This is a genomic window from Acidovorax sp. (genome assembly GCF_027492855.1).
Classification (GTDB): Bacteria; Pseudomonadota; Gammaproteobacteria; order Burkholderiales; family Burkholderiaceae_C; genus Acidovorax.
Genome location: NZ_JAPUDY010000047.1, coordinates 33,347 through 55,562, shown reverse-complemented (window position 1 = coordinate 55,562; position 22,216 = coordinate 33,347). Strand labels below are relative to the sequence as shown.

Genomic DNA, 22,216 nt, shown 5'->3' with positions numbered 1-22,216 from the left:
CACGAATTGTAGAAGCGCCCGGAACCCGGGCAACCAGAATGACTGGCGAGAGCCCCAAAATGACCAAGACCCTGGTAATTGCAGAAAAACCCTCGGTGGCGCAGGACATCGTGCGCGCACTGACCCCCGTCGCGGGCAAGTTCGACAAACACGAAGACCACTTCGAGAACGACCGCTACGTGGTCACCAGCGCCGTGGGCCACCTGGTGGAGATCCAGGCCCCCGAGGAATTCGATGTGAAGCGCGGCAAGTGGAGCTTTGCGCACCTGCCCGTGATCCCGCCGTATTTCGACCTCAAGCCCGTGGACAAGACCAAGAGCCGCCTGAACGCGGTGGTCAAGCAGGCCAAGCGCAAGGACGTGACCGAACTCATCAACGCCTGCGACGCGGGCCGTGAGGGCGAGCTGATCTTCCGCCTGATCGAGCAGTACGCCGGTGGCGCCAAGCCGCTGGGCAAGCCCGTCAAGCGCCTGTGGCTGCAGTCCATGACGCCCCAAGCCATCCGCGACGGCTTCGATGCGCTGCGCACCGAGCAACAGATGGCAGGCCTGGCCAGCGCGGCGCGCAGCCGCAGCGAGGCCGACTGGCTGGTCGGCATCAACGGCACGCGCGCCATGACGGCGTTCAACTCGCGCGATGGCGGCTTCTTTTTGACCACCGTGGGCCGGGTGCAGACGCCCACGCTCTCGCTGGTGGTGGAGCGCGAAGAAAAGATCCGCAAGTTCGTGAGCCGTGACTACTGGGAGATCCACGCCACCTTTGGCGCCGAGGCCGGCGAATACCCCGCCAAGTGGTTCGACCCCAAGTGGAAGAAAAGCGAAGACGTCGAGGCCCGCGCCGACCGCGTGTGGTCTGCCGCCGAGGCACAGTCCATAGCCAACGCCGTGCGTGGCAAGCAGGCCACCGTCACCGAAGAGAGCAAGCCCACCACACAAGCATCGCCCCTGCTGTTCGATTTGACCAGCCTGCAGCGCGAGGCCAACGGCAAGTTCGGCTTCTCGGCCAAGACCACGCTGGCCCTGGCGCAAAGCCTGTACGAACGCCACAAGGCCCTGACCTACCCGCGTACCGACTCGCGCGCGCTGCCCGAGGACTACCTGCCGGTGGCCAAGCAGACCTTCGAGATGCTGGCCGACAGCGGCATGCGCCACCTGGCACCGCACGCGGCCACGGCGCTGGCGGGCAACTACATCCGCCCGACCAAGCGCATCTTTGACAACAGCAAGGTGAGCGATCACTTTGCCATCATCCCCACGCTGCAGGCGCCCTCGGGCCTCTCCGAAGCCGAACAAAAGCTGTACGACCTGGTCGTGCGCCGCTTTATGGCGGTGTTCTTCCCCAGCGCCGAATACACGGTGACCACCCGCATCTCCACGGTGGCACCGCACAGCTTCAAGACCGAAGGCAAAGTGCTGGTCAAACCCGGCTGGCTGGCCATCTACGGCAAGGAAGCGGCCGACGAGGTGGAAGGTGGCAAGGACGGCGACAAGGGCCAGAACCTGGTGCCCGTGAAACCTGGCGAAAGCGTCAACACCGTCGCCGTGGACCCCAAGGGTCTCAAGACCAAGCCGCCCGCTCGCTACTCTGAAGCCACGCTGCTCGGCGCCATGGAAAGCGCGGGCAAACAGATCGACGATGAAGAGCTGCGCTCGGCCATGCAGGAAAAAGGCCTCGGCACGCCCGCCACGCGCGCGGCCATCATCGAAGGCTTGCTGACCGAAAAATACATGTTGCGCGAAGGCCGCGAGATCATTCCCACGGCCAAGGCCTTCCAGCTCATGACGCTCTTGCGCGGGCTGGAGGTGGAGGAGCTGTGCCGCGCCGACCTCACCGGTGAATGGGAGTTCAAGCTCTCGCAGATGGAAAAGGGCCTGCTCACCCGCGAAGCCTTCATGCAGCAGATCGCTGCCATGACCGAGCGCATGGTGAAAAAGGCCAAGGAATACGACCGCGACACCATTCCCGGCGACTACGCCACGCTCGAATCTCCCTGCCCCAATTGCGGCGGTGTGGTCAAAGAGAACTACCGCCGCTTTGCCTGCGTGGGCAAGCCCGGCGCCGAGCCCTGCGGGTTCAGCTTTGGCAAATCGCCTGCGGGCCGCACCTTTGAAACCGCCGAGGCCAACGCTCTGCTGCGCGACAAGAAGATCGGCCCGCTGGAAGGCTTCCGCTCCAAGGCGGGCTGGCCCTTCACGTCTGAAATCGTCATCAAATACGACGACGAGGCGCACAACTACAAGCTCGAATTCGACTTTGGCGACGACAAGAAGGGCGAAGAATCCGGCGAGCTGGTGGAGTTTGCCGACGCCTCGCTGGGCGCCTGCCCCATCTGCGGCTCGGAGGTGCACGAGCACGGCAGCAACTACGTGTGCAGCAAGGCCGTGCCCACGGCGGCGCAGCCCACACCGAGCTGCACCTTCAAGAGCGGCAAGATCATCCTGCAGCAGCCCGTGGAGCGCGAGCAGATGCATAAGCTCCTCGAAACGGGCAAGACCGATCTGCTCGACAAGTTTGTGAGCATGCGCACCCGCCGCGCCTTCAAGGCCCACTTGGCGTGGGACAAGGAAGCAGGCAAGGTCAACTTCGAGTTCGCGCCATCCAAGTTCCCGCCGCGCCCAGGTGCTGCTACCAAAACAATAGCTCCCAAGGCAGGTAAAACAAGCGCTACAGCCAAAAAAGCTCCGGCAAAGAAGGCCGCTGCAAAGACCACCGCCGCCAAGGCGCCGCGCAAGGCCGCCGCGGGCAAGGCCCCCAGCGCCGCCCTGGCTGCCGTGATCGGCACCGACCCCGTGGCCCGCCCCGAGGCCGTCAAGAAGCTTTGGGAATACATCAAGGCCCACAACCTGCAGGATCCCAAGGACAAGCGCACCATCGTGGCCGACGACAAGCTGCGCGCCGTGTTTGGCAAAGACAGCGCGGGCATGTTCGAGCTGGCGGGGTTGTTGGGCCAACATTTGGGTGACTGAGACGGTGTGAGAGAACCCACCGTGCACCGGTTCTGACGCCATGGCATTGCAGCCCCCCGCCCTGTCGCTGCAGATCGCGACCACGGTCCACCACCGCATCCACACCGTCACGGTGCGCATGGATTCGGTGGGCTGGGTGGTATCGGGCGCCAAGCACCTGGTCACGCCGGGGGGTGGCCACCGCTACCCCAGCGGGCGGGTGTTTGTGCTGCCGCGCGGCGCCCAGTGGGAGATCATCAACGACCCGGCCCCGCAAGGCCGCTATGTGGCGCGGCTGCTGTGTTTTTCGTCCGAACTGATCGAGCAGTTCCGCCGCCAGTTTGGCCAGTTTGCGGCGGTGCCTTCGGTGCAAGGCTGCGCGGGCCTGGCGGCTGACGCCGCGTTTGAAGACAGCTACATGCGTGCCGTGGCCGCGTTGGAGAGCGATACCAGCTCGCAGGCGCTGCGCGAGCACCGCGCATTGGAAGTGCTGCTGCTCCTGGCCGAGGTGGGCATTGTGTTTGCCCCGCCGGGCGATCTGGGCTGGGCCGAGCGCGTGCGCCGCCTCATCGGCCAGAGCCCCCAGGCCGACTGGACGGTGGAGCGCATTGCCGCTGCCTTTGCCACCAGCGCCAGCACCCTGCAGCGCCGCCTGGCGCAAGAGGGCGAAACCGTGAGCCAATGCCTGCGCGACGTGCGGCTGGAGACGGGGCTGGTGCTGCTGCAAAGCTCCACGCTGCAGGTGTCCGAGATCGCCGCGCGCTGCGGCTACGAGTCGCACAGCCGCTTCAGCGCCGCGTTCCGCGAGCGTTTTGGATTTCCGCCTTCGCAGCTGCGGCCCTGAGTGGGGGGTGGTGCCGGTCGGCATTCAAAAAAAGCAAATCCGTTCACGCTGAGCTTGCCGAAGCGCCGCGCGAGGCTTTGACCCTTCGACAAAGCTCAGGACAGGCAAGCTCAGCCCGAACGGTGGTTGTTGATCGGGCGCGGGGCCACTTGACGCGCCGCGCACAGCCTTTGACGCCGCCGGGCCAGTGCCGTGACGCGGCGCGCAGCACCATCAAGGCCTTGTTTCACACCACCATCGCAAGGAGCCTTTTGATGCCACAACCCCATTCCCATTTCCATCCACGCCGCCACCGTGTTCTGGCCGCCATCGCCACCCTGGGCTTCGCACTGGCCGCCCAGGCCTTCACGCTCAGCAGCCCCGACTTCGCCGAAGGCAGCACGTTGCCCCAGCGCTTCGAGTTCAAAGGTTTCGGCTGCGCGGGTGACAACCAGTCGCCCGCCCTGCGCTGGAGCGGTGCGCCCGCGGGCACACAAAGCTACGCCGTCACCGTGTACGACCCCGACGCACCCACGGGCTCGGGCTGGTGGCACTGGTCGGTGGTCAACATCCCCGCCAGCGTGACCGAGATGCGCGCTGATGCGGGTGCGGTGGGCGGCGCCCAACTGCCCGCAGGCGCTGGTCATGTGCGCATCGACTACGGCGTGGCCGCCTGGGGCGGTGCTTGCCCGCCTGAAGGCGATGCACCGCACCGCTACATCTTCACCGTGCACGCGCTCAAGGTGCCGCTTCTCGACTTGCCTGCCGACGCCACCGCTGCGCTGGCCGGGTACATGATCAACGCCCACAGCCTGGGCAAGGCCACGATCACGGCGCGCTACGGGCGCCCAGCGGCCAAAGGCAAGCAGCAGTAACCTCGGGTGGCCGGTGGTGGGCGCCGTGATGTTTTAAGCTCGGTGGTCACCCACCACACGGCAGACCCACCCCATGCGCAGCCCCCACGAACGAGCCCTTTGGTCCCTTCTGGCCGCACTGCTGCTGGTAGCCGCCGCCGCCGCGTGGTGGACGGCCGACCAATGGCTGCCCCACGCCGGGCCGTGGACGGAGCAGGCCTGGAAAAAGATCACCCGCCCCGGCACCGACACCCTGCCGCCCGACAAACGGCCTGCTGCGCAGGCACGTTCTGCGCAAGCTGGTGCGTCTGGCCCTGTGGCCCCGCAGCCGCGCAAGTGCGTACAAGACGGCCGCACCATTTACACCGATCAGCCCTGCCCCAAGGGCAGCCAGGAGCAGCCGGTGGACGGCGCGCTCACATCGCTGCCTCCTGCAGCGCAGTAGCTGGCTGGCGGGTAACCCCAGGGCAGTGGGCTGGCCTTTGCCCTGGATGTCGTTTTTTTCCTAGCCCGCCAGGGGGCTGGGCGCGTTCAATCGGTGCCTTGATTCACGACCAACAGCCTGGCGAACAGGCCATCTGCACCGATGCAACACCACCCCAACTTCCTCTATCTGCGCACGTTTTTTTGGGTGCTGGCCGCCCTGGGCTTGGCCGTGCCTTGGTACTTCAACGTTGTGTACTTTCTGGCGGGCGGCAGCGTGATGCCCGATGTCTTCTGGCGCGATGCTTTTGCCAATGCGCTGACCACTGGCATCACCCTCGACGTGTATTTGGCCGCCGTGGCGTTCTCTGCCTGGGTGGCGGCAGACCGCCGCCTGGGCGCGTGGCGCTGGGCGTATATCGCAGCCTGCTTTGGCATCGGCCTGGCGTTTTTGATGCCGTTGTACCTGGCTCAGCGCCTGCGCGTGGGCTCCACCGGCTGAGGAGGCTGGGTCTGGGCGCCGACCTGCAAGGGCCAGTGTGCGGTGAGCGGGCTGCGGGTGCCCTGCACCAGGGTCTGCAGCGGGTGGCCCGCCAGCCTGCGCACATCGCGCGCCATGTGTGACTGGTCGTAGTAGCCCTGGTCGGCCGCCAGTTCCACCACCGTGCTGCCGGGCGCGGCCAGGGCGCTCCCCAGCGTGCTGTTGAGCCGCGCAATCACCTGGAACTGCTTGGGTGCCATGCCCCAGTGCGCCACAAAACGCCGTTCAAACTGCCGCGTGCTCAGGCCCATGCGCTGGCCCGAGGCTGAGGCGTTGTCGCTGGCCGCATGCAGCAAGGCCCGCGCCTGTTGCCGCCGTGCTTCACACGGTGACGGCGGTGCGACCAGTTGCCGGATGAACTGGCACAGCACCGTGAGCCGCGCACCGTCGTCCCCTGCCGCCCGCACCTCGTGCTCTACCTCGGCCCACCGGGGGCCCGCCAACTCCGCCAGTGGTTGCAGCGTGTTCACCAGCCCGCGCGCACTGGCAAAAAGTGCCGCGGCGGCCTCAGGCTGTAGTACCAGCCCCACGGCCCGTACAGGCCCGCCGTGTTCGTACACCGTGGCGGTGGTGCTGGCGCTCATCCAGGCCGATGGCGGCACCGGCTCGCCCCGGCAACTCACCTGCCCGGCCAGCCGCACCACCAGCATGCTCGACACCATGGCCGGAAAATGCGACTGCGCCAGTTCCGCAGGGGCGTCGACCACCACCGCTGCCATCAACCAAGGCTGCAAATCGGAGGGGACGGGCACAAAACGCTGCATGCCCGGATTCTGCACAAGCCACCCGTGCGACATGCACCTGCCGCACGGCCCGACTATCCTTGTTGTTTTGTCAGCACCGTCAACCCTCGCACACCTATCTGTGCCACGCACCATGCAGCAAGAGCAAGCCCCCACCCGATCCCTCCCCCTCGCAGGCGCCACCAACTTTCGCGACCTGGGCGGCTACACCGGCCACGGCGGCCAGCAGGTGAAATGGCGGCGTATCTTCCGGTCTGACCATTTGGCAAGCCTTACCCTACAAGACCAGGCCCTGCTGGCCGAACTGGGTGTGGCCCGCGCAGTGGATTTTCGCGGCCAAGCCGAAAGCGCCGCCCATGCCTACGCGCTGCCCGGCGTCACCCACCACCCGCTGGCCATCGAGCCCACGGTGGTGCAGCGCGCGCTGGAGCTGCAACGCACCGGCCGCCAGCTCACCGCGCAAGACGCCGTGGGGCTGATGCAAGACACCTACCGGGGCTTTGTGTACGACAACGCCCCGCGCTTTGCCGAGCTGTTTGGCCTGCTGCTGGCCAGCGATGCACCCACCGTTTTCCACTGCACTGCGGGCAAAGACCGCACCGGCTTTGCCGCTGCCCTCATCCTGCTCACCCTGGGCGTGCCGCGCAACGTGGTTATGCAGGACTATCTGCTCACCAACGCGCTCTACCAGCGCCCGCCCGGCATGGGCAGCCACGCCCCCGAAGAAGTGCTGGCCGTGCTGTGGCGTGTGCAAGAGGAGTTTCTGGACGCCGCGCTGCACATGGTGGACAACAACTTTGGCGGCCTGCAGCCGTATCTGGTGGATGTGCTGGGCGTGGACGCCGCTGCGCAGAAAGAACTGGCGAGGCGGTATCTGCAAGCAGCGTAGGCCAAACTTACCCGGCGCTGTGCTCTGGCCTGGCGCGCTGGCGGCGTACACGCCAGTACAAACCACCCACGATGGAGAGGTTCAACAGATTCCACGCCATGCCGTTGATAAACGCCGCCTGGTAGCTGCCCGTCACGTCAAAAATCCAGCCCGACATCCAGCCCCCCAGCGCCATGCCAACCAACGTGGCCATGATCACTGCGCCCACCCGGGCGCCCGCCTCTTGCGGCGCAAAATACTCGCGGATGATGATCGCGTAGGCAGGCACGATGCCACCCTGGAACAGCCCGAACATCGCCGAAATGACATACAGCGGCACCAGCCCGTCAAACGGCAAAAACAGCATCAGCCCCACCCCCTGCAGCGCCGACCCCAGCAGCAGCGTGCGCACGCCGCCAATGCGGTCGCAGATCACCCCCGACACCAGGCGGCTGACAATGCCGCACGCCAGCATCAGCGACAACATCTCGGCCCCACGGGCCGCGCCGAAACCCAGGTCGGTGCAATAGGCCACGATATGCACCTGCGGCATCGCCATGGCCACACAGCACGCCACGCCCGCCACACACAGCAGCAACTGCGCATGCACCGGGCGCAGGCCAAACGGGCGGTTGCGGTCTAGCGCCAAAGGAGTGGGTGCCGAGGAGGAAGAAGGCGCAGTCGAAGTCGCAGCGCCCCCTGCCGACGCAGGCACCGCAGACACATCCAGCAGCACCATCGGCGCGCGCTGGCGCATGCGCAGCGCCAACAGCAGCATGCCCAGGCCACACATCAACCCCATCAACACATAGGTGTGGCGCCAGCCAATGGATTCGATGCCGTGCTGCACGATGGGCGGCCACAGTGCACCGGCGATGTAGTTGCCGCTGGCGCAAATCGCCACCGCAATGCCACGCCGCCGGTTCCACCACAGCGCCGTGTCGGCCATCAACGGCGCAAACGTGGCCGAGCTGCCAATCAGCCCCATCAACCCATGCGCCAGCCCAAACCCCCAAATGCTGCCCGACAGCCCCGCCCACACAAAACCGCCACACACGGCCACCGCCCCCACGCACAGCACCGGCATCAGCCCATGCCGGTCGGCCATCCGCCCCGTCCAGATACCGCCAATCCCCAGGCACACCATCATCAGCGTGTAAGGCAGCGACGCTTGCGCACGCCCCACCCCAAACTCGGCCTGCACGGCGGGCAGCACCACCGACACCACATACATGCTGCTGTTGCCCAGCACCACCAGGCCCAGCGTGGTCAGCAGGCGCCAGGCGGCCTGGGGGGAATCGATGAGGGATGCCGGGGCGGCGGCAGGGGTGTTGGGCATGCGGGGCAATTTAACTGAAGGGGCTGAAAGGGTCGGGATAGGTGCTGCTATCCGGTACAGGCGACTGCAGCAAGTCGTGTCGGTTGATATGATTTTGATAGCTGTTAGCGCTTGATAAATAAGCGCCAAAGAACAATTTGACTTAAACCTACGACTGATGAGGCAGATTCAATCACGGTCCCGCGCGCCAGCTTCGTCGCTTGATGTTGACATCCAAAGGTTGCGCCCCGCTACCGCACCCCCTACAGTGCATTAACAAATACACACATGGGCATCACACCAGCAAGGGAGGCAACTGGCGGCATGGTGACATTGATATCGGCATTGGGCGCATGCACATCGCGCATGACAAGTGGCGATCGGCGCCTGGCAGAGCGGCTGGAGCATAAGCTCAATGACGACCTGCTTTGGTACGACGTGTCCGTAGGTCTCCGGCAATTGCATCCTGGTTTCATCGTGTTGCACCCCAGCCGGGGCCGGCCGATTGTGGAAGTCAAAGATCTGCAAACACTTGCGCTTGGTGGAGCCACAGCAAGAGGCTCAGCTGTTGGTGCACAGAGAGGCGGTGCGGGTGTTGTATGTGGCGGCGACCAGAGCGACACAGCGGCTAGTGCTGGCGGGCAATGCAACGCGGTGTCGTAGGCCATTTCTCAATTACCCTCTTTAGTGAAAATCGACCTCGGCGCGCCTAGCGCAAAGTAGCCACTGCCCCTTAGCACCTATGCCTCAAAGTATTCAGTCCAACTTCGACATGCTGCACTCATACGAGGAGCAGTTGTGGCGCTTAGGGGCTTTGGCTGAGCGGTACTTTGCGGAAGACCCCAACACCAGCCTGCTCAAACTGAGGCAATTCTCAGAAATCTTGGCGCAATCTCTGGCAGCCCGAGTCGGTCTGTTGACGAACCCTGCCGAAACCCAGTACGAGCTAATCCGGCGCCTGCAAAACGAAGGGGCGTTGCCCAGAGAGGTCAAGCAGGTCTTTGATCAAATCCGAGTCAACGGCAACGCCGCGAACCATGCGCTCGCAGGCAACCATGCCGGAGCCCTGTCCACACTCAAGCTGTGCTGGCAGCTTGCGCTGTGGTTCCATCGCACGTTCAAAGATGCCAACCACCGCTCTGGCCCTTTTGTTCCGCCACAACCCCCCGTCAACGAAGCCGCAGAGCTGCAAGCCGAACTGGCACGGCTGCAGCAGGCGGTCGCCAGCTACCAAGCTCAAAATGAGCAAACGGGTGCAGAGCTTGCGCAGACCCGAACACAGCTATCGTCATTGAGTGAAGAGCGTGCTGTTTGGGAGCAGTTGGCCACAGAGGCTGACGCAGCCAAAGCCCGTTTGGCCGACCAACTTTCTGCCCTGCAAGCCGCCGCTGTGGCAGCTCCAGCAACGCAATACGCTTCCTTGCTACAGTCCGCCAACGCAGCCGCCACGAAAGTCCAGCTGGACGAAGCAGAAACCCGCCGCATCATTGATGCCCAGTTGCAGCAGGCCGGCTGGGAGGCCGACAGTGAAAGCCTGCGCTACAGCAAAGGGGCTCGCCCAGTACGTGGCCGCAACATCGCCATCGCCGAATGGCCCTGTGATGGTTGTGCTGCCGACTACGTGCTTTTTCAGGGGCTCACGCCGATGGCGGTGGTCGAGGCCAAGCGAAAAAACATTGATGTGTCTGGTGCCCTGCAGCAGGCCAAGCGCTACAGCCGCACATTCACTGCGGGTGTCGAGGTTCATCTCCATGATCGTAACTGGGGTGCACAGTCTGAATATCGCATTCCATTCGTCTTCTCTGCCAACGGGCGCCCCTACTTGCGCCAGCTGGCCACCAAAAGCGGCATCTGGTTTTGCGATTTGCGCCACCCCGAAAACCGCAGCCAGGCGCTGGACGGCTGGTACAGCCCCGATGGGCTCAAACATCTGCTGGCGGCAGATGAGGTTAAAGCTCACCAGCAGCTGGACAACACCGAGTTCAACTTCGGCTTTCCACTGCGCCTGTACCAGCAAAAAGCCATCCGCGAGACCGAGGCGCGCATAAGCCAGGGCCAGCGCGACATCTTGTTGGCCATGGCCACAGGCACTGGCAAAACCAAAACCTGCATTGCACTCATCTATCGCCTACTGAAAGCGCAGCGCTTCAAGCGCATCTTGTTTCTGGTGGACAGGTCGGCCTTGGGCGAACAAGCGGCCAACGCCTTCAAAGACACCCGCATGGAGCGGCTGCAAACCTTTGCCGAAGCCTTCGGCATCAAAGAGCTGGATGCCCAGGCGCCAGACGATGACACCGCCGTCCACATCGCCACCGTGCAGGGCATGATGCGGCGCGTGCTGTTTTCTGCCGATGGCGTGGCCCCACCCACGGTAGACCAATACGACTGCGTGGTGATCGACGAATGCCATCGCGGCTACACGCTAGACCGCGAGCTGTCCGACACCGAACTCAGCTTTCGCGGCTTTGAAGACTACATCTCCAAGTACCGCCGTGTGCTCGACTACTTTGATGCTGTCAAGATCGGCCTGACTGCGACCCCCGCCCTGCACACCACCGAAATCTTCGGCGTCCCAGTGTTCACCTACAGCTACCGCGAGGCCGTGGTGGATGGCTATCTGGTGGACTACGAACCGCCCATTCAGATCTACACCGAGCTTTCCAAAGGCGGCATGCACTGGAAGGTGGGCGAAGAGGTCAAGGTCTACGACGCGCAGCGTAACCAGATCGAGCTTTTCAAAGCCCCCGATGCCATCGACCTCAACGTCGAAGACTTCAACCGCAAGGTCATCACCCGCCCCTTCAATGAAGTGGTGTGCAACTACCTGGCGCAAGAGATTGACCCCACAGGCAAGCGCAAAACACTCATCTTCTGCGTCAACACCGACCATGCCGACTTGGTGGTGGATGTGCTCAAAGCCGCTTTTGAGGCCCAGTACGGCTGCGTAGAGGACGATGCCGTCATCAAGATCACGGGCAACGCCGACAAGCCGCTGGAGCTGATTCGCCGCTTCAAAAACGAGCGCCTGCCCAATGTGGCCGTCACGGTGGACTTGCTCACTACCGGCATTGACGTACCCGAAATCTGCAACCTCGTCTTCCTGCGCCAGGTCAACAGCCGCATCTTGTTCGACCAGATGCTGGGCCGCGCCACCCGTCTGTGCGACTTTGACGGCGACCCCAAAGACAGCTTCCGCGTGTTTGACGCTGTGCGTATTTTTGAAGCCATCGGCAACATGACCGCCATGCGCCCCGTGGTGGTTAACCCTAGCATCAGCTTTGCGCAGCTAGTGCAGGAAATGGTGGCCGTGCAAGACCCCGCTGCCCGAGAGCTGGTGCGCGAGCAGTTCCTGGCCAAGCTGCAGGTCAAAAAGCGCCACCTCGATGCCCAAGCCACGCAAGACTTTGAAACCAAGGCAGGCATGACGCCCGATGCCTTCATCCAAAAGTTGCGCACCCTGTCGGTGGATGACATCGCCAACTGGTTCATTCAAAACCCTCAGCTGGGCGAAATACTGGACCGCAAGCGCGAAGGGCGTGGCGAGCCTGTTTTTGTCTCCGACCACCCCGATGCCCTCGCTGGCATCGAGCGCGGCTACGGCACGGCCCGCAAGCCAGAAGACTATTTGAAAGAGTTCAAAGACTTCATCACCAGCCACGGCAACGAGCTACCCGCCCTCATCACCGTGCTCACCCGCCCGCGCGATCTCACGCGCAAGCAGCTCAAAGAACTGGTGCTGGCGCTGGACCAGGCCGGCTTTACCGAAACCCGCCTGGCCACCGCCTGGCGCGAGCTCAGCAACCAGGACATTGCCGCCCGCATCATTGGCTACATCCGCCAGGCCGCCATGGGCGACGCCCTGCTGCCCTACGCCGAGCGCGTGGACCACGCCCTGCAAGACCTGCTGACCAAACCCTTGGCAGGCAAACCCTGGACGCAGCCCCAGCGCGACTGGCTCAAACGCATTGCCGCGCAAACCAAAGCCAATATGTTGGTAGACCGCGAAGCGCTGGACGACCCAGACCTTATATTCAAGCGCGACGGCGGCGGCTTTGCCCGCCTGGACAAACTCTTCAACGGCCAGCTCCAGCCCGTGCTGGAAGCATTTAACGACGCACTGTGGGCGGACGACCAAAAGTCCGCCTGACCGCTTTTCCCCGCATCCCCCTACATGACTGCAATCAACCCTGCGGCGTCAGACATCGTCGCCAAGCTATGGAACCTGTGCAACCTGCTGCGCGACGATGGAGTGACCTACCACCAGTACGTGAGCGAACTCACCTACCTGCTGTTCTTGCGCATGATGCAAGAGACCGGCCAAGAAGACGGCCTGGTCATCTACAAGTCGCCCAAGAAAGGCGAGCCTGCTGAAAAAATGGAAGGCACCCGCTGGGCCGATCTGATGGCCGCATCCGCACCAGACCGGCTGGACATGTACAAAGAACTGCTGCTGGACTACGGCCTGCACGGCAGTGGCAGCGTCCAGCAGATTTACGCCAACGCCAGCACCTTCATCACCAAGCCCGCCACCTTGTCCAAGCTGGTGGTAGAGATCGACAAGCTCGACTGGTACAGCGTGCAGCGCGACGACCTGGGCGACCTGTACGAAGGCCTGCTGGAGCGCAACGCCAGCGAAAAGAAAAGCGGCGCAGGCCAGTACTTCACCCCCCGCGATTTGATCGACAGCATCGTGGCCGTGATGCAGCCTACGCTAGGCGATGTGATTCAGGACCCTGCCTCGGGCACCGGCGGCTTCTTGATTGCCGCCAACAACTACCTGCGCACCAAGTACCCGCCAGACGAGCGCACCGAAGCACAGCAGCGCAAATACCGCCACAGCACCTTTTACGGCATGGAGCTGGTGCAAGACACGCACCGACTGGCACTCATGAATATGCTGCTGCACGGCATTGAAGGCGGCATACAGTTTGGAGACACGCTGGGCGAAGAAGGTACCCGCCTGCCCCAGGCCACGCTCAACCTCAGCAACCCGCCCTTTGGCACCAAAAAAGGCGGCGGCCTGCCCACCCGCACCGACTTCACCTACCCCACCACCAACAAGCAGTTCTGTTTTTTGCAGCACATCTACCGCAACCTGGCCCCCGGTGGCCGCGCTGCCGTGGTGCTGCCCGACAACGTGCTGTTTGAAAGCAACGTGGGCGCAGACATACGCCGCGACCTGATGGACAAGTGCAACCTGCACACCATATTGCGCCTGCCCACCGGCATCTTCTACGCCCAGGGCGTCAAAACCAACGTGCTGTTTTTCACCCGTGGTACCACCGACAAAGGCAACACTAAGGAAGTGTGGGTGTACGACATGCGCGCCAACATGCCCCAGTTTGGCAAGCGCACTCCCTTCACCCGCGAGTATTTCCGCACTAAGCCCGACGCCCCGGCCAGCACACCCCGCGACAAGTTTGAAAACGTGTTTGGCAACGACCCCTGCGGCGGCCCCGCAGCCCTGGCGCAGCGCGTGGATACGGGTGAGGCAGGCCGCTGGCGCAAGTTCACCCGCGAGCAAATCAAGGCCCGTGGCGACAACCTGGACATCAGCTGGCTCAAAGACGACAGCGCCGAAACCGCAGACGCCCAGCGCGACGAACCCGCATTAGTGGTCCGCATGGTGATGCGCGAGCTGAACGGTGCCATGGCCGACCTGCGCAGCCTGCTGGAAGAGCTGGGCGAAGACCCCGACGCTGCGCTGGACGACCTGCTGGCCGACGACACCACGGCCGACGAGGCCCAGCCATGAGCCAGCTGGTTCCCGCAGCAGCAGACGGCCTGCCCACCAACCTGCACACCGAGCTGCGCACCCTCATCGCCATCAGCCGCCAGCGCCTGGCCGGTGCGGTGAATGCCGAACTCACCCGCCTGTACTGGAGTGTGGGCGAACGCCTGCGCGCCGAAGTGCTGGGCGGCGCTGACCGTGCCAAATATGGCGACCAGTTGATCCAACGCGTGGGCGATCAACTGGCGCAAGAGTTTGGCCGTGGGTTTGAGGCCAAAAACCTGCGCCGCATGGTGCAGTTTGCCCAGGCCTTCCCGCAGCCCGAAATTGTCGCGACGCTGTCGCGACAATTGAGCTGGAGCCACTTTGTGAACCTGCTTCCCCTCAAAACCGAGGCTGCACGCCAGTTTTACGCCAACCAGGCCGCCACCCACACCTGGAGCGTGCGCGAGCTGCGCCAGCAAATAGAGCGCAAGGCCTTTGAGCGCACCGAGCTGGCCAGTCTGCAAGCCTCCACACCCGTTCGGGCTGCGCCTGTCGAAGCCCTGGGCACCAGCCCCGCCCAAGTCTTCAAAGACCCGTATTTCCTCGACTTTCTGGGTCTGCGCCAGGGCCATGACGAGGCAGATCTGGAAGCCGCCATCCTGCGCCAGCTAGAAGCCTTCATCCTGGAGCTGGGTCGGGGCTTTGCATTTGTGGAACGGCAAAAGCGCATGGTCATCGACGGGGAGGACTTCTACCTCGACCTGCTCTTCTACCACCGCCGCCTGCGCCGCCTGGTGGCCATCGAGCTAAAGCTGGGCCGCTTCAAAGCCGCGCACAAAGGCCAGATGGAGCTGTATTTGAAATGGCTGGACCAGCACGAACGCCAGAGTGGGGAGGAGGCTCCCATCGGCCTCATCCTGTGCGCCGAATCCAGTCGCGAACAGGTGGAACTGCTGCAAATGCACAAAGACGGCATCACCGTGGCCGAGTACTGGACCGAGCTGCCACCCAAGGCCGAGCTGGAACAACACCTGCACCAAGCCCTACTGGAAGCGCGCGAGCGGCTGGCGCGGCGTGGGGTGTTGTTGGGAGGGGGCGTGGATGAGTGAGTTGCCAGATAGCTGGGCACAAGTTCCCCTCGCTGCCATCACCAGCGATGTGACACAGCGCGTGCCCGCCGATGACGAGACGATTCGCTACATCGACATCGGCTCAGTCAATCGCACCACCAAGAGGATTGAGACTCCGCAAAAGTTACTTGGTAAAGATGCACCAAGCAGAGCGAGGAAGCAGGTTGCTGCGGGCGACACCTTGGTTTCTATGACGCGCCCTAACTTGAATGCCGTCGCTTTAGTACCCAAGGAGTTGGACGGAGAAATTGCGTCGACTGGCTTCGACGTGTTGCGTCCGGTTACAGGCATAGATCCACGCTGGATCAATTATTTGGTGCGCACAGACAAGTTTGTCGATTCCATGTCGGCATTGGTGCAAGGCGCGCTCTACCCGGCAGTACGTTCTAAAGATGTGCGTGCACACGTTGTCCCGCTTGCTCCCGTCGCCGAGCAAACCCGCATCGCCAACCAACTCGACACTCTGCTCACCCGCATCCAGTCCTGCAACGACCGCTTCGACGCCATCCCCGCCTTACTCAAGCGGTTTCGGCAGGCGGTGTTGGACTCGGCGGTAGTTGGGCGTATGACGCCCATCATTGATGCCCTGTCTGAGCCATTGAGAAATGGCAAGTCGGTTCGAGACGGAAATGGCCTACCTGTATTGCGGTTGACGGCTTTGAAATCGCAAATCGTCAACCTCAATGAGGTTAAGTACGGTGATTGGTCTGATGTTGCTGATACGGATCGATTTTTGGTCCATGACGGCGACTATCTGGTTTCACGCGGTAACGGCTCAAAGGACTATGTGGGGAGAGGGGGGCTAGTCGTTGGGTGTAATCAGCCCATAGCTTTCCCCGACACGATGATTAGATTTCGTCCAGATGTATCTCAACTGCTGCCCGGCTATTTGCAGCTTGTTTGGGAAAGCGAGGGCGTCCGCACGCAAATTGCAAGTTCTGCGAAGACAACAGCGGGTATATGGAAAGTCTCGCAAACGGATCTTGAGCGAATCATCATTCCCTTGCCATCGCTCAACAAGCAGGCCGAAATCGTACGCCATGTCGAAGCATTGTTCACCCTAGTTGACCGCATTGAGGTCCGGGCCACTGCAGCCCGAAACCAATCCCAGCGCTTAAGCCCATTGGTGCTATCCAAAGCCTTTCGCGGTGAATTGGTTCCGCAAGACCCGCAAGACGAATCAGCAATTGACTTACTGAATCACATAACAGCTGCTGATTTGCCAGCGCCCAAAAAACGTATCGCCAAAGCAGCGGCACCAGGCAACTCAAAAGTGAAGGTACAGGGTGAGGGTAATCGGTGGAACGGGGAGGAAACCTTTGGAGCGACCATGAAATTAGAGGCGGTACCTGACAACTATTTGGAGATTTTTATCTCCGCTGCTGATGGTATTAGTGCTAAAGAGCTATGGCAAGAATCCAAGCTCGGCATCGATGATTTTTATGCCCAACTCAGCAAGGAAATTGGCAATGGGCTTTTGACGGTAGATGCTCAAGATGAGTCGAAAATTTGCAAAATACCCAAGAGCCGAAGAGGGTAGTCATGAGAATTGATAAGCTAAGAATACCATCGGATAGGAATCTCCAAAATTTGGAAATTAATTTTGATGAGGCTGTTCCTATTACAGTGCTGTTAGGCCGCAACGGCTCCGGTAAGTCGAACCTTATTGAAGATATTGTTGAAATCTTCCTTGCGTTGGAAAGTGCTGCGCCGGTTGAACGCTTTGCCTACGAAATACAGTATTTTTGTCACGGCCACAAAATCCGAGTGGAAGCTGATCCAAGTCGCGAAAAGGAGCGAATTAAATTCGTAGTGAATGACAAATCAATCTCGATTGCGGCATTCAAGCGGGGTCTTCATCAATACCTTCCGAAATATGTCTTTGCCTACTACTCTGGCTGGAATGACCGGCTTGAGAAAGTCTTCACAGCACCAACACGGAGGTACTACCAAAAAAACTTGGAAACCAAGGACTCGGAGGCAGTAAGGCGGTTTTTCTTCTGTAGAAAAGACTACGCAAACTTGGCGCTTTTAGCATTGTTCTTTGAAGAACATGCGTTGGCGAAATACATTCGTGAAAAGCTGCTGCGGATTGAGTCGTTTGATTCCGCGTTGTTTGTACTGAAGGCACCTTATTGGGCTAAATCGAGTGATAATTCAAGGCCTGAAGGCAACGATTTCTTTTGGGGCGCTCGAGGCAACTTCAGCGATTTCATGGATCGGCTAAGGGCGGCATCGCTGGCACCCATCCGCAATATTGAGTTAACTGAGTCCGACGTTCGGGGTAGAAGCCAGAGTAGCGAGCGACTGTATCTCTATCTTAAAGATAGAGAGAGTTTGGACAAGATCAGGCTGCCTTACGAGACGCCCAAGTTGCTTTTTAATCATTTGGAAAGCATGTATCTCAGCGATTTAATTGAGGAAATTCGGGTAGTTGGGCGTCGCAGCGATGGGAGCCTCGTACGTTTTGACCAATTGAGTGAAGGTGAGCAGCAATTGGTTGCAGTATTTGGACTGCTGTTGTTTACGCAGTCGGATGAGTCGCTGTACTTGTTGGACGAACCAGATTCTCACTTAAATCCACGGTGGACCTATGAGTATCGATCAATGCTGAGTAGAGCGCTCTTTCCATCGGTGCCGGAAGACGAAAAAGCACTGATTGATGAGAATCCTATTGATACTCGTGTCCTTCCAACTGCTGTTGGCAATAGTCAAGTTCTGATCGCTACTCACAACCCGTTGATGATTAGTGCACATCCGCGAACTCATGTTCGCATCCTCGATAGGACGCCTCAAGGTACGACTGCGCTCCCTCCGGAAGATGAGCCGCCAAGTATGAGTATTGATAGGTTACTGACCAGCGATGTGTTTGGACTTGAGACGGCAATGCCTAAGAGCATATTGCAACGCTTGTCACGACGTGAGGAGCTTGCCGCAATGTCAAAACGTACAGTTGAAGAGGATGAAGAGTTAGCGAAACTCTCTGGTCAATTGGAAGAAGCAGGGCTGATGCGGACTTATCGTTTGCCTGAGGAGAAGGAGTTTATCGACGCGATGCGTCGGAGGGAGCTTCGATCAACGGTTGGAATGACCCCCGCCGAAGTCGCCGAGCGAAATGCGAGGGCAGATGCATTACTTGACGAGATATTTAGTTCAAAGACATGAGATATATACCACTTCTCGAAAGCAACGGGCCTGTAAAGAACGGGTTACCCGATACTGCATGGCTTCAAGCGGCAGCAAATCTGACTGCACAACTTACTAACGCGCCGAACAAGGCGGCAAGAGACGCAATTCTCGACGCGAAAGTGAATGAGATTTGGGGTGATACAAAGGATTGGCTGTTGTCGCTGTCTCACAATAAATGTTGGTTTTCAGAGGCCGAAGATCATTTTTCAAACAGAGATGTGGAGCACTTTCGACCAAAGAAATCTTGCAAAAGATTTCTGCGCCAGAAAAAGACCACCTACGAAAACGGCTATTGGTGGTTAGCCTACGACTGGAAAAACTACCGCATTTGCGGAAATGTGGGTAACTCAAAGAAAGGGATTTACTTCCCTTTGCAACCCGGAAGCCTAGTTGCAAAGTATGACGGGTACTCATACCTAAACGAGAACCACATGCTTCTTGATCCGGCTTGTCCTGCCGACCCGCCGTTACTCGACTTCATAGAAACGGGTAAGGCAGTTCCCCACCACGACGCAGATGCAAATGATCGCGAGCGTGTGGAGAAAACGGTGGTTCACTTGAAGTTAGACTTTGAAAAACTTGAAGAAGCAAGAGCAAAAATCTGGGCTAAATGTCGTCTTCTTATCCAAGAATGTCGTGATATTGCTGCTACGGGAAATATTGGGCCGGCCGAGCGAGTAAAGATTGAAGGCAAGCGAAATGAACTGAGGGCAATGGTAAAGCCCGACGCTCCTTTTTCTATGACCGCTGCCGCGTGCCTCCGAAAGAGTGGCGTTAGTTGGGCGGCTACGATTGCAACCGGGGCCTGAACCCATGAGCGACATCAAACTCTTTCGCCTCACCAGCGGCACCGCCACCGAACTGCAAGGCAGCGCGTCCGACTTGGAAAAGCCCCTGCAAACGCTGATCGAAGCTAACCTACAGCCCTTACTCAACATCCGCTTCATCGCCACCGAGCATTCCACCGGCAAGACGCATGGCGGGCGCATTGATTCGCTGGGCTTGGATGAAAACAATTGCCCCGTGATCCTGGAATACAAGCGGTCGGTGGGCGAGAACGTCATCAACCAGGGCCTGTTCTACCTGGACTGGCTGCTGGACCACAAGGCCGAGTTCAAGCTGCTGGTGCTGGACAAGCTGGGCACCGCTGCCGCAGATACCATTGACTGGAGCGCGCCCCGCGTGGTGTGCATTGCGGCGGACTTCACCAAGTACGACGGCCACGCGGTGCAGCAGATTGGCCGCAACATCGAGTTGATTCGCTACCGGCAGTTTGGCGGCGACTTGCTGCTGCTGGAATCGGTCAACGCGGGCAGCGATACGGGCAGCAAGATCACTACAGCCAAGTTGCCCAAATCCACTGCCAGCAAGCTGGCTACGGCCGTCAATGCGGTGCCTGCTGCGGCAGACCCCACCGGCGCCAAGAGCACAGGGCCTGATAAGTCGTTGGCCGATCTGCTGCTGAACTTGCCAGAGCCGATGCAGTTGCTGTTGGCATCGTTAGAGGGGTACATGCTGTCGTTGGGTGACGACGTGCAGCGCAAAGAACTGCGTTTGTACCTGGCCTTCAAACGTCTGAAGAACTTTGCGACGGTGGTATTGCACCGCAAAAACTGCTTGCTGCTGTATTTGCATGTAGACCCGGTCACTGCCTTGCCGGTGCTGGCCAAGGCGCGGGACGTAACGAACATTGGGCACTGGGGCACGGGCGATTTGGAAGTCCCTCTTACTACGCAAGCCGATTTGGAGGCGGTCAAGCCGTTCATCATGGCGGCGTATGAGGGGCGGGGTGCTGCAGTCAACTGAATAGCTATCTCTTTTGATAGCTGTTTGTTCTTATTCCACCTGCGCTAGCAGCCAATTCACCCATGAAACATTGGCCAAATCCGCCTCTGCCTCGAGCCACAGCTGCAGGAGCATAAAGTGCAGTGCATGCTGCGGCAAGCCGAAGCGCACCTTGCCTTGTGGTGGGTCGAACTTGAGCAGGCCGCGCTTGACCAGCGCGCCCGGCGCATCGGTGGCACCCTGGTCGCTCATGCCGAGCATGGCTTTGAAGTCGCCACGCGGCATTTCTTCGCCACACAAAAACAGGTCGTGCAGAACGTGCAATGACTCTTGGCGCATGTCTTGTTTGCGCAAGGTGGCCTCATCACCAAGCAGGCTTCGATGCAGGTTTTGATGGCCTCAAAATCCAGCAGACTGGTCATGAAGCGGGCTGGGTCCAGGCAGGTGCCCAAGCACGTAGTCCGCCCACGCGATGTGGGCCTGTTCGCTCGGGTTGGGAGGGCAGCACAGCTGCCGACCAAGAGCAGGCGTTGGTTGGCCAGAGGTGATCCAACGCTGCTTCGTGGGATTTCGCTATATTTTTAATAGCCACCACCGCTTGTTTTTAAAGAGCTAGCGGCCTATTTGACCAAGATATAGGCGGTGTTTCGCCCGCCACCTTCCAACCGCGCCAGCACGCCTTGGGTCAGCAGGTCGTTGATATCCCGCAGCGCCGTATCCGATGAACATTTGCCCATCGCCGCCCACTTGGCATTGGTCAGCTTGCCCTCCATGCCGTCCAGTACGCGGTTCAGCACCAGCGTCTGGCGTGCGTTCATCGGCACATCGGCCCAGCGTTGCCAGAACTGCGCTTTGCCGAGCACACCCGCGAGCAAGGTTTCTGCGCCCTGAACGGCGTGCAGCAGGCAGCCCAGAAACCAGTGCAGCCAGGGCGTCACATCCAAGGGGCCACGCTGGGTGGTTTCGAGTTGGTCGTAGTAGTGCTTGCGCTCGCGCTGGATCTGGGCGCTCAGGCTGTAAAAGCGCTGTGCCGTGGCTTCGGCGCGCGCCAGTGCCATGTCGCTCACGGCGCGGCTGATGCGGCCGTTGCCGTCGTCAAAAGGGTGCAGAGTGACGAGCCACAGGTGGGCGAGCCCGGCGTGGATGAGCGGGTCGCCGGTGGGCGGGGCGTTGAACCATTGCAGAAAGGCGTCGGTCTCGGCGGGCAGTTGTGCGGCGGGCGGGGCTTCGTAGTGCACCTTTTCTCTACCCACAGGGCCGGAGACCACTTGCATCGGGCCAGCGGCGTCGTTGCGATATCCGCCCACTTGGATGCGCGTGCGACCGCTGTAGCCGGTGGGGAACAGGGCAGCATGCCAGCCAAACAGGCGCTCGGCGGTCAGGGGTTGGCTGTAGTGCTGGGTGGCGTCCAGCACCATGTCCACCACGCCGTCCACATGCCGGTCTGCGGGGGTTAGCGCCCCTATGTCCACGCCCAGTCGGCGCGCGATGGAGGAGCGCACAGCGTCCAAATTCAGAGTGTCGCCTTCGATGGCGCTGGTGGTGACGACCTCTTGTGTCAGGGCTTGCAGCGTGGCCTGGTCGCGCTGGGCCAGCCCCACGTCGGCCATGCGCCCGGCCAGATGGCCCTGAGCGCGATGAACTTCGGCCAGCGGGGCAGCCAGTGCATTTGCGTCAAAACGCCACTGTGGCCAATCGGAGCGTTGCCACAGGTAGGTGCGGCGGCGGGGGGCTTTGTCGGTCCACATGCGGTGATTATGGCGGTTAATCACCGCAAATTGTGCGGTGATTGTGGTGTGTATTCACCGCAGACTGTGTCGCCGGGGGAGAGTTGTTGGTCAAAATGCTTTCAAATTGATAGCTGCTAACGCCTGCCGAAAG

At 60.8% G+C, this 22,216-nt stretch carries 17 protein-coding genes; 13 read left to right on the top strand and 4 right to left on the bottom strand.

The window, feature by feature from the left end; translation table 11 throughout:
• Nucleotides 1-59 precede the first annotated feature (59 nt).
• The 5 genes from Q0105_RS09055 (at nucleotide 60) to Q0105_RS09035 (ending at nucleotide 5,547) form a co-directional block, all read left to right on the top strand.
• Nucleotides 60-2,966: a DNA topoisomerase III gene (locus Q0105_RS09055; protein WP_298210953.1), complete on the top strand. Its 2,907-nt coding sequence runs from the start codon at nucleotides 60-62 to the stop codon at nucleotides 2,964-2,966.
• Between the two features lie 40 nt (nucleotides 2,967-3,006).
• On the top strand, nucleotides 3,007-3,789 hold the full coding sequence (locus Q0105_RS09050; RefSeq protein ID WP_298210951.1) for a helix-turn-helix transcriptional regulator: 783 nt from the start codon (nucleotides 3,007-3,009) through the stop codon (nucleotides 3,787-3,789).
• 254 nt (nucleotides 3,790-4,043) lie between these two features.
• Nucleotides 4,044-4,643: a YbhB/YbcL family Raf kinase inhibitor-like protein gene (locus tag Q0105_RS09045; RefSeq protein ID WP_298210950.1), complete on the top strand. Its 600-nt coding sequence runs from the start codon at nucleotides 4,044-4,046 to the stop codon at nucleotides 4,641-4,643.
• Between the two features lie 73 nt (nucleotides 4,644-4,716).
• Entirely contained in the window at nucleotides 4,717-5,067 is a 351-nt protein-coding gene (locus Q0105_RS09040) for a DUF4124 domain-containing protein (RefSeq protein ID WP_298210948.1), read from the top strand.
• A 141-nt stretch (nucleotides 5,068-5,208) separates the two neighbouring features.
• A complete protein-coding gene (locus Q0105_RS09035; RefSeq protein ID WP_298210946.1) occupies nucleotides 5,209-5,547 on the top strand; it encodes a DUF2834 domain-containing protein in 339 nt (112 codons plus the stop codon).
• Here the strand turns inward: Q0105_RS09035 and Q0105_RS09030 are convergent.
• Nucleotides 5,517-6,350, bottom strand: coding sequence for a helix-turn-helix domain-containing protein (locus tag Q0105_RS09030; RefSeq protein ID WP_298210944.1), 834 nt, complete (start codon nucleotides 6,348-6,350; stop codon nucleotides 5,517-5,519). The two genes, Q0105_RS09035 and Q0105_RS09030, sit on opposite strands and share 31 nt — an antisense overlap.
• 112 nt (nucleotides 6,351-6,462) lie before the next feature.
• Here Q0105_RS09030 and Q0105_RS09025 point away from each other — a divergent pair, with 112 nt between their 5' ends.
• The gene (locus Q0105_RS09025) at nucleotides 6,463-7,218 is read left to right on the top strand and encodes a tyrosine-protein phosphatase (protein WP_298210942.1); all 756 of its coding nucleotides are present in this window, start codon (nucleotides 6,463-6,465) and stop codon (nucleotides 7,216-7,218) included.
• Nucleotides 7,219-7,225: 7 nt separating this feature from the next.
• Here Q0105_RS09025 and Q0105_RS09020 read toward each other — a convergent pair whose 3' ends face one another.
• Complete coding sequence (locus tag Q0105_RS09020) at nucleotides 7,226-8,536, bottom strand: MFS transporter (RefSeq protein ID WP_298210940.1); 1,311 nt, start codon at nucleotides 8,534-8,536, stop codon at nucleotides 7,226-7,228.
• A gap of 721 nt (nucleotides 8,537-9,257) precedes the next feature.
• On the opposite strand from Q0105_RS09020, the gene hsdR reads away from it, so the two are divergent.
• The 7 genes from hsdR to Q0105_RS08980 are packed head-to-tail and all read left to right on the top strand — an operon-like array spanning nucleotide 9,258 to nucleotide 20,356.
• A complete protein-coding gene (gene hsdR, locus Q0105_RS09010) occupies nucleotides 9,258-12,662 on the top strand; it encodes a type I restriction-modification system endonuclease (RefSeq protein ID WP_298210938.1) in 3,405 nt (1,134 codons plus the stop codon).
• 24 nt (nucleotides 12,663-12,686) lie between these two features.
• Nucleotides 12,687-14,270 carry an N-6 DNA methylase gene (locus tag Q0105_RS09005; RefSeq protein ID WP_298210936.1) on the top strand — a complete coding sequence of 528 codons (1,584 nt, stop codon included), beginning with the start codon at nucleotides 12,687-12,689 and terminating at the stop codon, nucleotides 14,268-14,270.
• The gene (locus Q0105_RS09000; RefSeq protein WP_298210934.1) at nucleotides 14,267-15,340 is read left to right on the top strand and encodes a PDDEXK nuclease domain-containing protein; all 1,074 of its coding nucleotides are present in this window, start codon (nucleotides 14,267-14,269) and stop codon (nucleotides 15,338-15,340) included. The genes Q0105_RS09005 and Q0105_RS09000 overlap by 4 nt, the downstream gene beginning before the upstream one ends.
• Nucleotides 15,333-16,901: a restriction endonuclease subunit S gene (locus tag Q0105_RS08995; RefSeq protein ID WP_298210933.1), complete on the top strand. Its 1,569-nt coding sequence runs from the start codon at nucleotides 15,333-15,335 to the stop codon at nucleotides 16,899-16,901. The genes Q0105_RS09000 and Q0105_RS08995 overlap by 8 nt, the downstream gene beginning before the upstream one ends.
• 2 nt (nucleotides 16,902-16,903) lie before the next feature.
• The gene (locus Q0105_RS08990; RefSeq protein WP_298210931.1) at nucleotides 16,904-18,526 is read left to right on the top strand and encodes an ATP-binding protein; all 1,623 of its coding nucleotides are present in this window, start codon (nucleotides 16,904-16,906) and stop codon (nucleotides 18,524-18,526) included.
• Nucleotides 18,523-19,359 (top strand): hypothetical protein, encoded by an 837-nt coding sequence (locus Q0105_RS08985; protein WP_298210929.1) that lies wholly within the window; start codon nucleotides 18,523-18,525, stop codon nucleotides 19,357-19,359. Before Q0105_RS08990 ends, Q0105_RS08985 begins: the two co-directional genes overlap by 4 nt.
• A 4-nt stretch (nucleotides 19,360-19,363) precedes the next feature.
• Nucleotides 19,364-20,356: a DUF5655 domain-containing protein gene (locus Q0105_RS08980; RefSeq protein ID WP_298210927.1), complete on the top strand. Its 993-nt coding sequence runs from the start codon at nucleotides 19,364-19,366 to the stop codon at nucleotides 20,354-20,356.
• A 30-nt stretch (nucleotides 20,357-20,386) separates the two neighbouring features.
• On the opposite strand, the gene Q0105_RS08975 is transcribed toward Q0105_RS08980, so the two are convergent.
• Both Q0105_RS08975 and Q0105_RS08970 read right to left on the bottom strand, forming a co-directional pair.
• Nucleotides 20,387-20,689, bottom strand: a complete 303-nt coding sequence (locus Q0105_RS08975; RefSeq protein ID WP_298210925.1) for a hypothetical protein — start codon at nucleotides 20,687-20,689, stop codon at nucleotides 20,387-20,389.
• 266 nt (nucleotides 20,690-20,955) lie between these two features.
• The gene (locus Q0105_RS08970; RefSeq protein WP_298210923.1) at nucleotides 20,956-22,083 is read right to left on the bottom strand and encodes a Fic family protein; all 1,128 of its coding nucleotides are present in this window, start codon (nucleotides 22,081-22,083) and stop codon (nucleotides 20,956-20,958) included.
• Nucleotides 22,084-22,216 lie beyond the last annotated feature (133 nt).

Coding starts and splice junctions, on each gene's coding strand:
- Q0105_RS09035 (WP_298210946.1), top strand. CDS start 5,209: ATGCAACACCACCCCAACTTCCTCTATCTGCGCACGTTTTTTTGGGTG.
- Q0105_RS08970 (WP_298210923.1), bottom strand. CDS start 22,083: ATGTGGACCGACAAAGCCCCCCGCCGCCGCACCTACCTGTGGCAACGC.
- Q0105_RS09045 (WP_298210950.1), top strand. CDS start 4,044: ATGCCACAACCCCATTCCCATTTCCATCCACGCCGCCACCGTGTTCTG.
- Q0105_RS08990 (WP_298210931.1), top strand. CDS start 16,904: ATGAGAATTGATAAGCTAAGAATACCATCGGATAGGAATCTCCAAAAT.
- Q0105_RS09040 (WP_298210948.1), top strand. CDS start 4,717: ATGCGCAGCCCCCACGAACGAGCCCTTTGGTCCCTTCTGGCCGCACTG.
- Q0105_RS09055 (WP_298210953.1), top strand. CDS start 60: ATGACCAAGACCCTGGTAATTGCAGAAAAACCCTCGGTGGCGCAGGAC.
- hsdR (WP_298210938.1), top strand. CDS start 9,258: ATGCCTCAAAGTATTCAGTCCAACTTCGACATGCTGCACTCATACGAG.
- Q0105_RS09000 (WP_298210934.1), top strand. CDS start 14,267: ATGAGCCAGCTGGTTCCCGCAGCAGCAGACGGCCTGCCCACCAACCTG.
- Q0105_RS09020 (WP_298210940.1), bottom strand. CDS start 8,536: ATGCCCAACACCCCTGCCGCCGCCCCGGCATCCCTCATCGATTCCCCC.
- Q0105_RS09005 (WP_298210936.1), top strand. CDS start 12,687: ATGACTGCAATCAACCCTGCGGCGTCAGACATCGTCGCCAAGCTATGG.
- Q0105_RS09025 (WP_298210942.1), top strand. CDS start 6,463: ATGCAGCAAGAGCAAGCCCCCACCCGATCCCTCCCCCTCGCAGGCGCC.
- Q0105_RS08980 (WP_298210927.1), top strand. CDS start 19,364: ATGAGCGACATCAAACTCTTTCGCCTCACCAGCGGCACCGCCACCGAA.
- Q0105_RS09050 (WP_298210951.1), top strand. CDS start 3,007: ATGGCATTGCAGCCCCCCGCCCTGTCGCTGCAGATCGCGACCACGGTC.
- Q0105_RS08985 (WP_298210929.1), top strand. CDS start 18,523: ATGAGATATATACCACTTCTCGAAAGCAACGGGCCTGTAAAGAACGGG.
- Q0105_RS09030 (WP_298210944.1), bottom strand. CDS start 6,350: ATGCAGCGTTTTGTGCCCGTCCCCTCCGATTTGCAGCCTTGGTTGATG.
- Q0105_RS08995 (WP_298210933.1), top strand. CDS start 15,333: ATGAGTGAGTTGCCAGATAGCTGGGCACAAGTTCCCCTCGCTGCCATC.